The organism is Massilia sp. 05N420 (assembly GCF_056397205.1).
Genome location: NZ_JBFTMX010000041.1, coordinates 51,905 through 66,786, shown reverse-complemented (window position 1 = coordinate 66,786; position 14,882 = coordinate 51,905). Strand labels below are relative to the sequence as shown.

Here is a 14,882-nt window from a genome sequence, read left to right as displayed (position 1 = left end):
ACCCACCCGGAAGTGTCGCGCTACTTCATGCTGATCCCCGAGGCCGCCCAGCTGGTGATCCAGGCCGGCGCGATGGCCAAGGGCGGCGACGTGTTCGTGCTCGACATGGGCGAACCGGTGCGCATCGTCGACCTGGCGCGCACCATGATCGCCCTGCACGGCCTGACCGAGAAGAGCGTCCAGAACCCGGGCGGCGACATCGAGATCCGCTACGTCGGCCTGTTCCCGGGCGAGAAGCTGCACGAGGAGCTGCTGACCGACGGCGTGATCTTCCCCAGCGACCACCCGCGCATCATGCGCATGAAGGAAAACGCCCTTCACCCGAGCGTGCTCGAGACCTTCATCACCTGCCTGATGATGGCCTGCGAGACCCACGAACGCGCCATGATCGAGTCGATGGTCAAGGCCATCGTCACCGAATACACCCCGCAACTGGCCCCGGCCGCACCGGCGCCCACACCCGCGCCCGCCGCGCCGCGCCTGGGCCTGATCCGAAAATTCGTGCCGTTCCGTATCTAATTTAACGTTTGGCGAGGACACTCATGCGTGATGAAAGCAAACCGGCATATCTCGAACAGCTGACCGAGCGGCTGGGCAAGCGCGCGGCCGTGATCGGCATCATCGGACTCGGCTAGACCTGGCGCGCGTCGCCGCTCAGCGGGCTGATGCCGCCGCTCTCGCCGAGCGCTTCGTTGAGGGTGAGGCGGCCGTCGTGCATCGTCAGCGCCTTCGGGGTCAGGACTTCGCCGGAGACGAAGACCTTGCTCTCGTCGCGCGAATGCACGCGCACGACGTCGCCCGGGGCCAGCATCACGCTGCCGGGATTGATGCCTTTCTGTACCAGGTCGCGCAGGTTGATCCGGTAGCGCTGCTCGCCGCGCTCCAGCACGATGCGGCTCTGGTCGGCGCTCGGCAGCAGGCCGCCGGAACGGTTGATCGCCTCGACCAGGGTCATCGGGATATCGTTGATGGCCTGCAGGCCCGGCGACTTGACCTCGCCGTCGATGTACACGCGCTTGCTGCGGAAGGACTGGACCCGCAGCGTGACGTTCGGATTGGCGAGGTACTTCGCCAGCCTGATGGTCAACAGTGCGCGCGCCTGCTCCTCGGTCAGCCCCTCGACGCCGACCATGCCGATCAGCGGGTACTGGATGCGGCCCTGGTGATCGACGACGAAGCCCGGCGGCGAGGAATTGGCGCCGCTGGGATCGGGCAGGATGTTGCCGGGGCTCATGGCATTGCCTGCCAGCTCGGGATGATCCCATACCACGATGGACAGCACGTCCCCGCTGCCGATGGCATACGGCGGCGGATTGGCCACCAGCAGCTTCTCGAGGTCGAAATTGGCTTCCTCCCGATGCTGCTGGCGCTCGGCGGCGATCAGCTTCTCGGTGATCATTTCCGTCGGTGGCGCGGGCTCGTCCGCACCGGCCTGGTCCTGCGAGCGGAAATGGATGGTGGGTGCACAGCCCGCAAGAACGAGAACAAAAGCCGACGCCACCACGAAGCCGAGGACTCGTGCCAGAAATTGCGTATTGGAAGCGTTCATGTGTTGCCTGTCGAAATGTGCTGCCAGCCTCTGGCGATCAGAATCAGGGTAAGCCCCCTACCCGGAATGGCTTTGGCGCACGTCAAACGGCAGGCTTAGGTCAACAGTGTCCCCGCGACGGGGCTCAGCGCACCTCCTCGACCAGGCGCAGCACTTCGGCGAAGGTCCAGATCCGGCGCAATTCGATCACGTCGTAGTTCGCCGCCACGTTGGCCGGGAAGGCCGAGTAGCGCGCGTTCAGGCTGACGATGCGGCGCACCACGTCGTCGATGTCCGGACGCCCGCTGGAGCGGAGGATGGTGACGTCCTCGACGCTGCCGTCGCTGCGGATCGCGATGCTGACCACCGGATCCGTATGCACGGTTCCGCTGGACAGCTGGATCTGGCTGACGATGGCGTTGCGCTCGATCTTCTGGCGCACGCTGTCCAGGTAGAGGCGCAGCGGCACGTCGCGGCGTGCGRCATCGGCCAGGGCGCGCCGCACCGCCTGCCGGGCCTGTTCGGCGGCGCGCATGGCCGGCGGAACGGCTTTCGCGACGTCGATACCACGCAGCAGCTCGCGGGCGCGCGAACCGAAATCCCTGCCCGGCAGCCCGCGCGATCCCGTGCCGGCGCCCAGGTCGAGACCGTCGCCGGTACCGCGCTCGCCACGTGCAAGCGCATTGCCCGGATTGGCGGCCGCCGGGCCGGGCAGCGCGTCCTGACGGGCCAGCCGGCGCGCGGCTTCGGCTTCCGCCGCCTGCTGGCGCGCCAGTTCCTCGGCGCGCTGGCGCGCGGCGGCCTGCTGGGCGCGCTCCTCGGCCTGGCGCTGGTCGGCGAGCTGCTGGGCCCGTTGCTGTTCCGCCAGCTGCTGACGTGCGAGTTCCTCGGCGCGGCGTTGCTCGGCCAGCTGCTGGGCACGCTGCTGTTCGGCCAACTGCTGACGCGCCAGTTCTTCAGCCCGCCGTTGTTCGGCCAGTTGCTGGGCGCGCTGCTGCTCGGCCAATTGTTGACGTGCGAGGTCCTCGGCGCGGCGTTGCTCGGCCAACTGCTGTGCGCGCTGCTGCTCAGCCAATTGTCGACGTGAGAATTCCTCAACGCGGCGTTGCTCGGCCAATTGCTGCCGCGCCACCTCTTCAGCCTGCCGTTGCTCGGCCAACTGCTGGGCACGCTGCTGTTCGGCCAGCTGCTGACGCGCCAGTTCTTCAGCCCGCCGTTGCTCGGCCACCTGCTGGCGTGCCATGTCGTCGGCGCGGCGCTGTTCGGCCACCTGCTGCCGCGCCATTTCCTCAGCTCGCTCCCGCTCGGCCACCTGCTGCCGCGCGAGCTCCTCGGCGCGCTGTTGCTCAGCGCGCTGCTGCTCGGCCACCCGCGCCGCCTCCTCGGCCTCACGCTGCTGCGCCAGCTCACGCTCGGCCGCGGCGCGTGCCTGCGCGGTCTGGTCTTCATCGGCCTGCCGCGCAAGCTGGGGCGCCGGCGGCGTGCTGTCTTCAGGCGCCTTCGGCACCTCCGCCAATGCGGGCAGTTCGGGCTGCGGCAGGACGAAACCGGGATCCTCGCCGATCTCGCGCGCGATCACCTCGGTGTGCAGGGTCTCCTTCGGCGGCTGGATGCGCGGACGGCTGCGCCGGCGCAGGGTACGTCGCGCAGGTGGCGACGGCTTGGGCGCCGGCGGGGCCGGCAAGGCGGGCGCCGGATCGCGCAAGGTGAAGCCACGGTGCGGCGGGGGCGACGGCGCCGGCTGACTGGGCTGGGGCTTTGCCACGGCCTGGGTCGGCGCGGGCAGGACCGCGGCCGGCGGCGGCAAAGGCAGGCTGGCCGCTGGCAGTGGCAGCGGCGTCTCGACAGGCGGCGCCACCGGCACGGACGGCAATGGCGGCAGGGGCTGCACCGCCGCCGGCACAGGCGCCAGCACGATGCTCAAGGGCCTGCCCGCGCCCGCCCTCAGCCCGGGAATACCGAACTGCAGCGACAACAGCAGCGCATGCAGCAGCAGCGACACCAGCAAGCCTCCGGCCAGCCGGCGGTTCGACGGCGCCAGGCTGGCGGGGACGCGCGGAACAGTCGCCGCAATCGCGATGGGCATGGACATGCTGATGGCGGTTGGAAATATTGTCTAAGTGTCACATAGCTTATCACTCTGCAGTTCAATACGCGCGCACGGTTCGGAACGGCAAATCCGATCCCGGCTACAATGAAATGCCGCGTTCCGGATGAAAGGGGGTTGAATGTCTCCAGGATTTATCTTTGCTACGGGTATCGAAAACAGCAATCCAACCATCCAGAATGGTCGGGTACGGATGGATGAGCTCGAAAAATGCGGCCACTACAAACACTGGCGCACCGACTTCGACCTGGTCCAGGAACTTGGCCTGAAGGTGTTGCGCTACGGTCCGCCGCTGCACAGGACCTGGCTCGGCCCCAAGCGCTACGACTGGGAATTCGCCGACCTGGCCTTCAACGACCTGCGCCAGCGTAATATCGCTTCCATCGTCGACCTCTGCCACTTTGGCGTGCCGGACTGGATAGGCAACTTCCAGAATCCGGATTTTCCGGAACTCTTCGCCGAGTATGCCGGCGCCTTCGCGCGGCGCTATCCCTGGCTGCAGCTGTACACGCCGATCAACGAGATGTCGATCTGCGCCCTGTTCTCCGCCCTGTACGGCTGGTGGAACGAGCAGATGACGACCGACCGCAGCTTCATCACGGCGATGAAGCACTTGGTCAAGGCCAATATCCTGGCCATGCGTGCGATCCTGCAGCTGCGTCCGGACGCGTTGTTCATACAGAGCGAATCGACCGAATATTTCCACGCCGAGAGCCCGGCGGCCATCGGTCCGGCCGAGCTCTACAATGCCCGGCGCTTCCTCTCGCTCGACCTCAACTACGGCCGGCGCGTCGATTCCGAGATGTACGAGTACATGCTCGACAACGGCATGACGCGCGACGAGTACCACTTCTTCCTGAATAATAATCTGAAGCACCACTGCATCATGGGCAACGATTATTACCAGACCAACGAGCACTACGTCTCGGCCGACGGCCTGACGCGCTCGGCCGGCGAGATCTTCGGCTACGCCGTCATCACCCACCAGTACTACAACCGCTATCGCCTGCCGGTGATGCATACCGAGACCAACCTCTCCCAGGGTCCGCGCGGCGACGAAGCCGTGCAGTGGCTGCGCAAGGAATGGGCCAATGTGCTCCGCGTACGCAACAACGGCGTGCCGCTGGTGGGCTTTACCTGGTATTCCCTCACCGACCAGATCGACTGGGACACGGCCCTGCGCGAGAACAACGGCAATGTGAATGAGCTGGGCCTGTTCGACCTGGACCGCAAGATCCGTCCGGTCGGCATCGCCTACAAGGAGCTGGTGCGCGACTGGATGGAAGTGCTGCCGACCCAGAGCGTGTGCCTGCAGGTGCCGATCGTGATGCCGCACGAATTCCAGCGCGTCGTGCCGCCCTACACCGGCTGGCCCTTCGACGACGACGCCACCATGGCGCCGCGCACCGAAGAGCGGGAGTAAGGCGACATCCGGGCGCCTAGCGCTTGCGAGGAGTAAAAGTGTAGGTCTCGCCGTGCGCCAGATAGGTCACCTGCCGGTCCAGCCCGGCCGCCTTGAGCTCGCGCGCGAAATCCGCCAGCGGCGACTTGAACACATCGTAGTCGTCGTAATGAATGGGGATGACCCGCTGCGGCCGGATGATCTGCATCAGATCGACGCCATCCTTGCCATCCATCGTCACCTTGAACACGCCAAGGATGCGGGTGCCGCCCAGGTGCAGCAGCGCCAGGTCGATGCCGGGGAAGCGCTGCGGAATGTTCTTCAGGTCGTCGTACACCAGGGTGTCGCCGCTGATGTACATGCGGTAGCTCGGCGCGGCGGGATTCGCTCCGAAGTCGAGCACCGAACCCATCACGGACGGCAGCAGGAGCTGCATGCCGGCCTTGCCATGGCGTCCCGGCACGGCCGTGAGGCGCAGGCGCGATTCCCCCTTCTCGACCTCGAGCTGATCCCATTTCCCCAGGCCGATGGTGCGCCGGAAACCGAGTTTTTCGAGCGCGGCCGCGGCTTCCTTGGTGGTGACGATGGGCGTGTCCTTGGCCAGCTTCTCCTGGACCAGCTTGTCGAAATGGTCTTCATGCAAGTGGGAGAGCAGCACGAAATCGATCGGCGGCAGCTTGTCGAGTTCGATCGCCGGGTTGGTCAGGCGCTCGGCCGTCAGGCCATAGCCCAGGTGCACGTGGTCGCCCTTGTGCAGGAAATTCGGATCGGTGAGGATGGTGAAGCCCTCGTAGCGGATCAGGACGGTGGCCGTGCCGATGAATTGCACGCTGCCGCTCGCTTCGGTGGCCGGATTGCTGCCCGGCGGCAGCTTGAGCGACAGCACCTCGCCGCTTGGTGTGGCCGCGGGCGCCTGCTGGGCCTGCACAGGGACGGCGATCGGGATGGCCAGCGCCGCCAGCAGGGTGGCGCGTCCAGCGCTGGCGTACCAGGACCAGGGCAATCGGCAAGGCGGCATGCTTCCTCCTCTGTCATCCGACGGGGTAGTTGTCGGCATGGACGTTAACACGAACGCTACGGTGGCACCGTTCGCTAGCGGAGAGGAAATCTTGGCCTGCCCAGCTGGGTTCGAACCAGCGACCCTCAGCTTAGAAGGCTGAGCATGCACAGGTTTCCCGACGTTGATAGACATTCCCGTTTTAATCAGTTTCCTTATAAAACAGAGAGTTATACCAATACAGCTACATTTCCACATGGATTTACATTGATTCAGGTATACTGATTTTCCCTACACAGGCCCTACATGGGAAGACAGTTGCGATGAAGTGGGAAAACTTTACAGCCGGACGAGTAGCAGCATTTAAGTGCCAAGAAGGCAAAAAACAGAGTATTTACTGGGACGGAAAGACCTCTGGGCTTGGCGTTCGCGTGACGGCTGCAGGTTCAAAGTCGTACATCTTCGAAACTTCCATCRAAGGGAAGACGCTTCGCATCACTATCGGTGATGTTTCAACGTACTCCATCGATGCGGCCCAAAAAATCGCGAAAACGCACCGAGCGTTAACGGACAGGGGCCTAGACCCTCGCCAAGTCGAGGCGGACCGCCTGGCGGAAGCACAAGCTGCCCGAGATGCGAAGCAAGCCGACGCCGAAGCGAAGCAGGACGAAGCCCGGCGCAACGCACTAAAGCTGGGCGACGTATGGCCTATCTATGTCAACGCCAGAAAGTCGAAATGGAGCGCCGGTCACCTGCAGAACCACATGACGCTGAGCGCAGCGGGCGGCGAACCAAAAAAGCGCGGCAAAGGTCTGACTGTGGCCGGGCCGATGGCTTCGTTGATGCCCTTAGCGCTTGCAGACCTGACTGGGGAGCGGGTCGCTGCGTGGTTAGAGAAGGAAGCCGCGGACCGCCCTACCAACGCAGCCCAAAGCTACCGTCTACTACGGGCATTTATCCGCTGGGCCGCGGATACTTCAGACTATCGTGGCATCGTGGCCGCTGACGCATATAGCGCTAGCAAAGTGCGGGAGGCTCTGCCAAAGAGCCAGTCCGCAAGTGGCGACGGCCTGCAACGCGAACAGTTGCCGTTCTGGTTCGATGCGGTCCAAAAAATCAAGAACCCCGTTATCGCCGGATATTTGCAAGCTTTACTGCTTACCGGCGCTCGTCGCGAAGAACTGGCGGGACTGCTCTGGGCCGACGTGAATTTTCAATGGCGTAGTATGACCATCAAAGACAAGGTAGAAGGCACGCGCACGATACCGCTTACGCCGTACGTTGCGCACCTGATGGACAACTTACCTCGCCGTAATGACTACGTTTTCTCAAGCCCCACCTCGGCATCTGGCTACGTCGAGGAACCCCGCATAGCTCACACAAGGGCTCTCGCCACTGCCGGGCTGCCTCATGTGTCCCTACAAGGCTTGCGCCGTTCATTCGGAACCTTGTGTGAGTGGGTAGAAATGCCCAGCGGGATTTCGGCGCAAATCATGGGGCACAAGCCAAGTGCCCTGGCGGAAAAACACTACCGCCGCCGTCCGATTGACCTCCTCCGAAAGTGGCACGACCAAATCGAGGCATGGGTGCTGGCGGAGGCCGGGGTCGAGTTTGTCGCTACGACCTCCCGATTGCGGGTGGTGGCATCGTCCTAACCGAAACCGTATTTCGCCGATTTTTGGGTTCGGAGCCTTGCCAAGCGCGTAAGCCGTTGATTTTTATAGGAACCTTTCTCACCGCAAGTCCACGAAAAGGGACTTAGGAAAACGCCTCCCGGTCGGGACTTGAACAGGTCATACAGTTGCTCCCATCGCTAACCAGTCGGTTAGCACAATCAGGAGAACTTATGAATACTGCAAGCCTCGCCGCTGCGCTCGGCATCAAACCGCAATCAATCCGCAAGAGGTTTTGCGAAACTGGCGCGTACTACTGCCTCCGCCCCGTTAAGCTGCCAAACGGCCGACTCCGCTGGCCTGCAGACTCGGTCGAACAACTGAGCAGGGGCGAGTAATGTCGAAATCTCGCCGCCGCCAGCCCCTGCCGGACCCGAGGCAGATGTCGTTCTTGCCTCCCGTAGAAATCAACGCAACATGGCCGAACGAATGGACGCAAGCGCACACAGTACTGCAGCGTTTGCTTGCAGGTGAGCGCCTCACGCAGCCGAGCTTCGGGTTTACGTGCTGGCGCTTGGCAGCATGCATTAAAACCCTGCGCTACCTGGGTTGGGCCATCGCAGGCATTGATGTGCCGCGCCCTGCGATTTACGGCACTGGCAAGCCGATTCGCGAGTATTGGCTGCCCAACTGGGTTTTCGCTACGCTCGCAGCAACGGAGCCATCCGCATGAGGGCCACCGCGTTTGCATTCATAACCCTTATTGTCAGGGCCATATCAGATTTGATGTTATGGGCGTTCGTATGCGCCTTGATTGAGGCAGGCAAGTGATGAGCGGGCAGTTCCTACGCATCAAGAAGCTGACTGGAAAGGGCATCGTCGAGGTAGCGGCCCGCCACAATCACCGCGAGATTATGGCCGAGTTGGGCGCTAGCCATATCGACCCGGAGCGCATCGCCTTGAACCGCGTCCTGCGGGGGCACAGCACCGCGGCAGCCGTGGCGACTGAGGCGAAGACGCGCATGAGCGAGGCTGGCGTGAAGGCGCTGAGAAGGACCGCGGTAATGGCGCTGGAAATTATCTTTAGTCTGCCGCCAGACACGTCTGTCGACTGCGACCGCTTCTTTGACGATGCGGTTCAGTGGGCAGAGCGTCATTTCAACGTGCCCGTTATTAGCGCAATCGTCCACAAGGACGAGGCCGCGCCGCATTGTCACGTCTTGCTACTGCCACTTGTGGATGGACGCATGGTTGGCAGCGACTTAATGGGAGGGCGGGCGAAGTTGCTAGCGCTTCATAGCGCCTTCCATGCGCACGTTGGAGAGCGGCACGGGCTGAAGCGTCAAGCGTCGCTCCAGAAGGGTTACAGCCTCGGCGCTCGCCGTGAGGCTGCAAGAATCGCGCTCGATGTGTTGCAGGCTAACGGTGAGCTCTGCGGCACTTCCGACGCTGTGATGGATGAGCTGCGTGACCTAATTGCAGCAAACCCAGCGAAGCTTTTGTCCTTGATGGGAAGGACGATGCCTACGGAACAGGCGAAAGCAAAAGACACGTTTGTGGGGATAATGACTCGTCCGTGCAAGCCGGAGCCCAAACCTGTAGGGATGCACAAGAGCCACCCTATAGGGAAGGCAAAGGACGGCCCTATAGGGACGATGGATAGGAACGACCCTATAGGGAAAGCTCTGCCCGGCACTGTAGGGATGGATAGGGATGACGTTACGCAGCCAAGGAAGAATTACCAAACAGGGATAGCTCGTTCTGGCGCAGGCGCAGCAGACCTATCCCTATCCTGTGTAGGGAAGCGAATTCCACTTACAGTAACTCCTCTCCATACCAATACATTGGTAACGCAGCCCTTCAAGGCTCAGCCAATTAAGACACGACCCGCACCAGAAGAAGGAGATTACGCTCAGCGGCAGCCAAGACCAAGACTGGCGGGAACCGGGTGAACATGCCAGGAAAGGCGCAATCCGTGGCAACCAAGATGCTAATTTCGATACCTAAGCAGAGTCAGATGACGACAACACCGAACGCCAAACGCCTACAGGCGTACAAACTGAAAATGAAGGCAGCCGGGTTCATCCGGTTGTCGGCCTATATCCACCCATACCTAATTTCTGCATTGAAACATGAACGAAAATCCGGCGAGTGCATCGGTAGGACACTAGAGCGCCTTATTCTTGGGGCGGCACAAAAACGCCCGAAACCTGACTAACATTTTTCTTACGCATACGCGGCCGCGCGCGCGCGAGGGCGGAAATAGTGCGAAAGAGGCTCACAAGAGCTTGTCTATCCCTGGCGCAACACGCATCCCTGACATTGTCGTCGATGACGCTCGCCAAGCGCTTCGCGCACCGAAATGGCCTCAGCCAAGCCAGGCGTCGGTACTGGCAAGAAAACTGATTGGATGGCAGAGCCAGGTTAGGCATAATCGTTGCCTCAACCAAGGGCAAGTTTTCGCGAAAATCAAGATGAGCAACGAAACAAGCACAACCACTACGCTTCAGGGTCTGCCACGCAACCCCAAGCGAGAGGCCATCGACACAATGGCCGGGTACGACTACCAGATTTGGACGTCGATTGAAGCGTGGATGATGCTTGGCGATGACGAGCTCATCTTTTTGGAAGGTGCCGAAGATATCGACCAGGTAGGCGAATCGGACGCAACAAGTACGCAGGTAAGGCGTACTGCGAGCAAAATTTCCCTCAATACAAAGTATGCGCGGGAGGCCATCAAGAATTATTGGTCGACGCAGGAGCGCGAAGGTAACGGCCGACATATTCAGTACCGTTACGTAACAACCTCCGAAATAGCGCTAGAGCAGAATGCCGATTTTGCTGGCAGCACCGGCATCGAGATGTGGCACCACGCGCGTCATGATGGCACCGCTGCGGAAGTAATGCGTAGATATCTTATTGGCTCCCTCGAAGCCACTGGCACGTTGCTCAATTTTTTGGAAACGGCGTCTACCGCGACTTTACAAGAACAGTTGTTCCGCCGCTTCCACTGGGTAACACATATGCCCACCATCGACGTCGTACGCGAGAGCGTACTCGACAGGCTAGAACAGCGCGTCGCGGACCCCAGGGTTTCACGTTTTGAACTCTCAAAGGTACGGGACGTGCTGTTCGCTTACTGCTGGGAACGTGTTAAAAAAGGGGCCACCGACCGCGTACTTTCACGCGCTGCCCTGGACCGAGAAATCGAAAAAGCGACGACGGTGCACGTGGCGCTCCCCCTTGGGGCGGTCAGCACCATGCTTAGTGCTGCATTACAGCTACCAGCGCTTCAGCAGCACGTCGCGAGCATCGCTCTTTTGAACGCAGGTATTCCCGAAGTCCCCTACCCTTTGCTTGCTCGCCCCGACCTTGCCGCAACGCTGACCACGGCACTTCAGCGCCGACAGCCTACGCTTCTAACTGGTTCGGTCTTCAAAGGAAAAACGACCATCGCTGCGGTTGTAGCGACCGCGTTTTGTGCGAAGGCTTGGTGGATTAATTTGTCAGACCGCAGTGCTGCGCAAGTCAAGGATATATGTACTCTGTTGACGCAGCTGATTGAAAGCCCAGACGCCCCGACATTGATAGTCTTGGATGACCTGAGCCTTAACGCCTCGCACAAACGGGCATATAAAGACGCACTGCGGAAGCTGATACATCGAGCCGGAACCGCTGACAAATCCCTACTTCTTACGGCCCAAGGGCAGTCCCAAGATTTAAGTGCGGAAGCACAGCAGGATTTTAACCTGCGTTTCATTGAAGTCCCGCCACTACAAGAGAAGGAAATCGAGGCGCACTGTCACGCGCTAGGATGCCCTACTGTTGCCGATGCACAGATTTGGGGGGCCTTGGTAGCAGCGCAAACAGGCGGACACCCAAGACTCGTGCAGGTTCGCCTAAGGGAGTTGCAGGAGGCGGGTTGGCCAAAACTACGGGCAAACGACCTGTTAGGTACTTCACCTGCCGTTCAGACAGCGCGGCAACTGGCGCGTTCGCTGTTCTACGAGTCTGTGCTGCCGGCAGAAGCAGAGTACACCTATGTCGCTGCCGAGTTCACAGTACGTCCCACGCGGGAAATGCTCCTCCATTTGGGTGACATCGTGCCTGGGCTGTCGAATGCTGGGGATGTTATTGATAAGCTCTCTGGCAAATGGCTTGAGGTACACGCTTCGAGGCGCTATCGCGTTACTCCCATTCTTCGCGCCGTCGTCGACGAGAACTGGACTAAGGCGAGAATGCAGCAAGCCCACGTTTGGCTCTACGATGCAATCCTCAGATGTGCTGAGTTGTCGCCTGGAGATGGCGCCTCCCTCATCTTCCACGCTTTTGTGGCCAGAGATGGACGTCGACTTGCGCCGGCGGCTATGCGGCTGGCCACCATGGTGGATACCGACATCAAGAACGAAGTATATAAACAGTTATCTTGGCTGCTCGCGCTCCGTCCGTCTACTGGACCATACATTTTTCCTGAGCTGCCAATGGCAAGTCTCATGCTCAGGCACCTCCAGTTTAACGTTGCAGTTGCCGAAGGCAGCAGTGACGTCAAAGAACTCATGCTTGGCTGGCGCGATGAAGTTGACGCCCTCGACGACCCCTCAATGGGTTCTGAAGTGATGTTTAGCATGGGGCTACTGGTTGCGAATGTCGCCTTGCCGTTCGCCATCCTCGTGCGCTGTGCAGCATCACTCCAGAATACGAACTCGCAGATTGCTGAGATGGCGAAGGAGACTTTCCTGACAGCCCAAAGCGACGCTCCAAAGCCCGGGTTCCCTTCTAACGCGACTGTTTTTCAAGGCTACCTCGCTCTAAAAGCTAACGTTATACGCAGTCGCGCAGACTTCCGGGACGTCGTCGCGTGGCTGGGAACTGAGCGGGACCCTCATCTTATAGAGCAGTTTGACCAAATCGTTGAGTGGCCGTTCGTCGGAACGTTGGGTACTTTCGTACACTCTGCTTGGGTAAGCGACAGCCGAACAGAGGATGTTGACTGGCAGGAGTGGATAGTCACGCTGCGAGAAGCATGGGACGTTGCTGTCCAAAGAAACGCCCGTGCCTTCGGTCGAGAGATATCAAAAGCGCTCTCGATAATTTATGGTGAGTACCTTTCAGACTGGGAAAATGCGTCTACAGTTTTAACAGAAGCAGCCGTGGCATTCGGCGACTCTCCGATTTTGGCTGAGCAGTCAGCGAATACCCATTACGTCCGAGGAGAGTACGCTGCTGGCCTTGAAGTTTGGGACAGGTTGGTCGGAACCTTCGGGGAATCTGCTCTTACTGACCCGTTTGCGTATCGCCGCGCTGCAATCTGTGCAGCAAAACTTGATGATTGGCCAAAAGCTGCCAAGCTCTTTGCTGCTGGCGCCGATACGCTGCCAGCCTTTTCGGACATTCCTACGCCATGCGCCTTGCTGACAGATGCCGCCTACGCTTGCGCACACAGTGGCAATTGGAGAGAAGCCTCGGGCTATCTAAGCCACGCTGTCCTTACACTCCCTCCTAGCGCAAGTGACGAGGGAGATGCACAGTGGCAAATTGTTATCCAGCTAATGAGCGCAACTGCAACCTTAGTAATGCGGCGGGAGCTAGGCGAGTTCCCAACCGGAAGCGTAATGACTCAACCTGGCTATGCTAGCAATCCTGGGCTCACAAAGCCCGAGCTCAAACCGGGCCAAGCTCTTCGAGTGCAGGTCCTTAAAGCGCAGGTGGCGCTAAACGAATCATATTGGCCAGACGCTTCGGCAAGTCTTATGCACGCTGCCGCTGGCTTAACCGATGGGACGTATCCATCTGCACAGTTCTTCGCCAGCCGCGCCATGCTGCAACATCAAGTTGTGACAGGCGTCGACAGCAACTTCATCCTTTACATGGCACGGTTCGCCGCCTCGATGGTGTCCGCTAGCGCGCAACGTGGAGGTGCTGCCAGCCCAGAACAGGTGCGTTCTTCCCTCGAACCAATAATGCATGGGTTCGCGATTATCGGTCTACTTTTTGCAGATGATAGAGCTGGTGAGCTTGTTGAGTCGTGGATTGCCGAGACAGGTGAGGGAATAATCTCTGCTGAATGGCTCGCTCAGCTAAAGTCAGGGCTTCTGTCGCCTATAAACGCAGCTGGCATTGACGTGCGTCCTCTTCGCACGTCTGCTGCACAAGCGGGAGCGGCACTTGCGGTCTTAATCTCGAAGAACGGCACCCCACGACTAATGGCAGAGGCTCAGGGATACATTACTCGCTTCCTGAACCAAAGGTCTTGTCTGGACCCGGCAACGGGGCCATATAGATTACTCGTCGCTCGCAAGTTTGCGACCCATTGGCGCGAGTCGCTTTCGTCACCCCAACTATTCATAGCACCTCGCCTCTCGCTGGCACCACTCAGCGCGGCAATAAACGCCCTAGGGAAAGGTGAGGGTAGCTTAGGTGAACTGTTGTCAGCTGTAGGGTTCGCAACCGGCGTGGCCCTAGACGAAATTTCCAGCGCATTACGTGAATAGAAGTGCCGACGCAGCAACGAACATCGCATGGCGAGACTCGTCGTGTGGAGAACACTCTACCAACCAATCGTTCTGACGAGGTACGGCTTCGCAGTATATCTGCCCGGTTGTGGAAACGCCGGGAGTCACGTCACCTAGGCAGCGTGTAGGCTCAACAAGCATGGCGCCGCTTATTAAGCCTGAAATCCTACACCTACCCTACACGGGGTTGTGCAGCATCAAATTCGGGTCGCGCTCACGTCTAGGAGACGATGTAAGTGTTTGATTTTAATGGCCTGCCCAGCTGGGTTCGAACCAGCGACCCTCAGCTTAGAAGTCAGACACTCGCTCGTCAATTTGTGCTTTTAATTCAACTAATTGTGGCCGATGACTTGCGCTATTCATTTCGGGCAGACTCGACCGTAAGCCCATGATTTCATTAAGTCGGACAAAGTTGAATAGCGCAGCTGAGCAGGGCTTGATAGACCTTGTTTGCGTACTCATCGCTGCGGATCTTAGCTGCTGTCCTGATGCTCATTTGACRCACGTCGTGGTTGAGCATTCCATAACAGCTCAGCAATCACCTCAAACGCAAAGTCGCGGTCGAGCAAAAAGAACGCCGCATATGGGACGCCGTGAATGCGGGACAGTTCTATGGCGGCTGCAAGTATGGCTGCGCTCATGGATACGTGCGTCATGGTTGGTCATGTTTGGATAATCTCTCACCCGAACTGCTGGGTTTTGAGCCACCTCAAACATCGGAGT

At 60.0% G+C, this 14,882-nt stretch carries 9 protein-coding genes and 1 tRNA gene; 6 read left to right on the top strand and 4 right to left on the bottom strand.

All coding sequences use genetic code 11. The features are described 5' to 3' along the window. The coding region (locus tag AC1DIX_RS22080; RefSeq protein WP_477327464.1) for a polysaccharide biosynthesis protein at positions 1-519 on the top strand (519 nt) is incomplete at its 5' end. Positions 520-631: 112 nt separating this feature from the next. Here the strand turns inward: AC1DIX_RS22080 and AC1DIX_RS22075 are convergent. Both AC1DIX_RS22075 and AC1DIX_RS22070 read right to left on the bottom strand, forming a co-directional pair. Continuing rightward, the gene (locus AC1DIX_RS22075; protein ID WP_477327462.1) at positions 632-1,549 is read right to left on the bottom strand and encodes a polysaccharide biosynthesis/export family protein; all 918 of its coding nucleotides are present in this window, start codon (positions 1,547-1,549) and stop codon (positions 632-634) included. A gap of 124 nt (positions 1,550-1,673) precedes the next feature. Next, positions 1,674-3,620, bottom strand: a complete 1,947-nt coding sequence (locus AC1DIX_RS22070; protein ID WP_477327459.1) for an energy transducer TonB — start codon at positions 3,618-3,620, stop codon at positions 1,674-1,676. Between the two features lie 208 nt (positions 3,621-3,828). Here AC1DIX_RS22070 and AC1DIX_RS22065 point away from each other — a divergent pair, with 208 nt between their 5' ends. Then, on the top strand, positions 3,829-5,058 hold the full coding sequence (locus tag AC1DIX_RS22065; protein WP_442123128.1) for a family 1 glycosylhydrolase: 1,230 nt from the start codon (positions 3,829-3,831) through the stop codon (positions 5,056-5,058). A 16-nt stretch (positions 5,059-5,074) separates the two neighbouring features. On the opposite strand, the gene AC1DIX_RS22060 is transcribed toward AC1DIX_RS22065, so the two are convergent. Continuing rightward, entirely contained in the window at positions 5,075-6,055 is a 981-nt protein-coding gene (locus tag AC1DIX_RS22060) for an MBL fold metallo-hydrolase (RefSeq protein WP_477327457.1), read from the bottom strand. A 92-nt stretch (positions 6,056-6,147) separates the two neighbouring features. Then, positions 6,148-6,244, bottom strand: a tRNA-Ser gene (locus AC1DIX_RS22055). Positions 6,245-6,357: 113 nt separating this feature from the next. On the opposite strand from AC1DIX_RS22055, the gene AC1DIX_RS22050 reads away from it, so the two are divergent. From AC1DIX_RS22050 to AC1DIX_RS22035, 4 genes are all read left to right on the top strand, one after another. Beyond that, positions 6,358-7,689, top strand: coding sequence for a tyrosine-type recombinase/integrase (locus AC1DIX_RS22050; protein ID WP_477327455.1), 1,332 nt, complete (start codon positions 6,358-6,360; stop codon positions 7,687-7,689). A gap of 355 nt (positions 7,690-8,044) precedes the next feature. Next, positions 8,045-8,380 (top strand): hypothetical protein, encoded by a 336-nt coding sequence (locus AC1DIX_RS22045; protein ID WP_477327453.1) that lies wholly within the window; start codon positions 8,045-8,047, stop codon positions 8,378-8,380. Between the two features lie 97 nt (positions 8,381-8,477). Continuing rightward, a complete protein-coding gene (locus AC1DIX_RS22040; protein ID WP_477327451.1) occupies positions 8,478-9,599 on the top strand; it encodes a plasmid recombination protein in 1,122 nt (373 codons plus the stop codon). A 522-nt stretch (positions 9,600-10,121) separates the two neighbouring features. Further along, a complete protein-coding gene (locus AC1DIX_RS22035) occupies positions 10,122-14,138 on the top strand; it encodes a tetratricopeptide repeat protein (protein WP_477327449.1) in 4,017 nt (1,338 codons plus the stop codon). Positions 14,139-14,882: the final 744 nt, after the last annotated feature.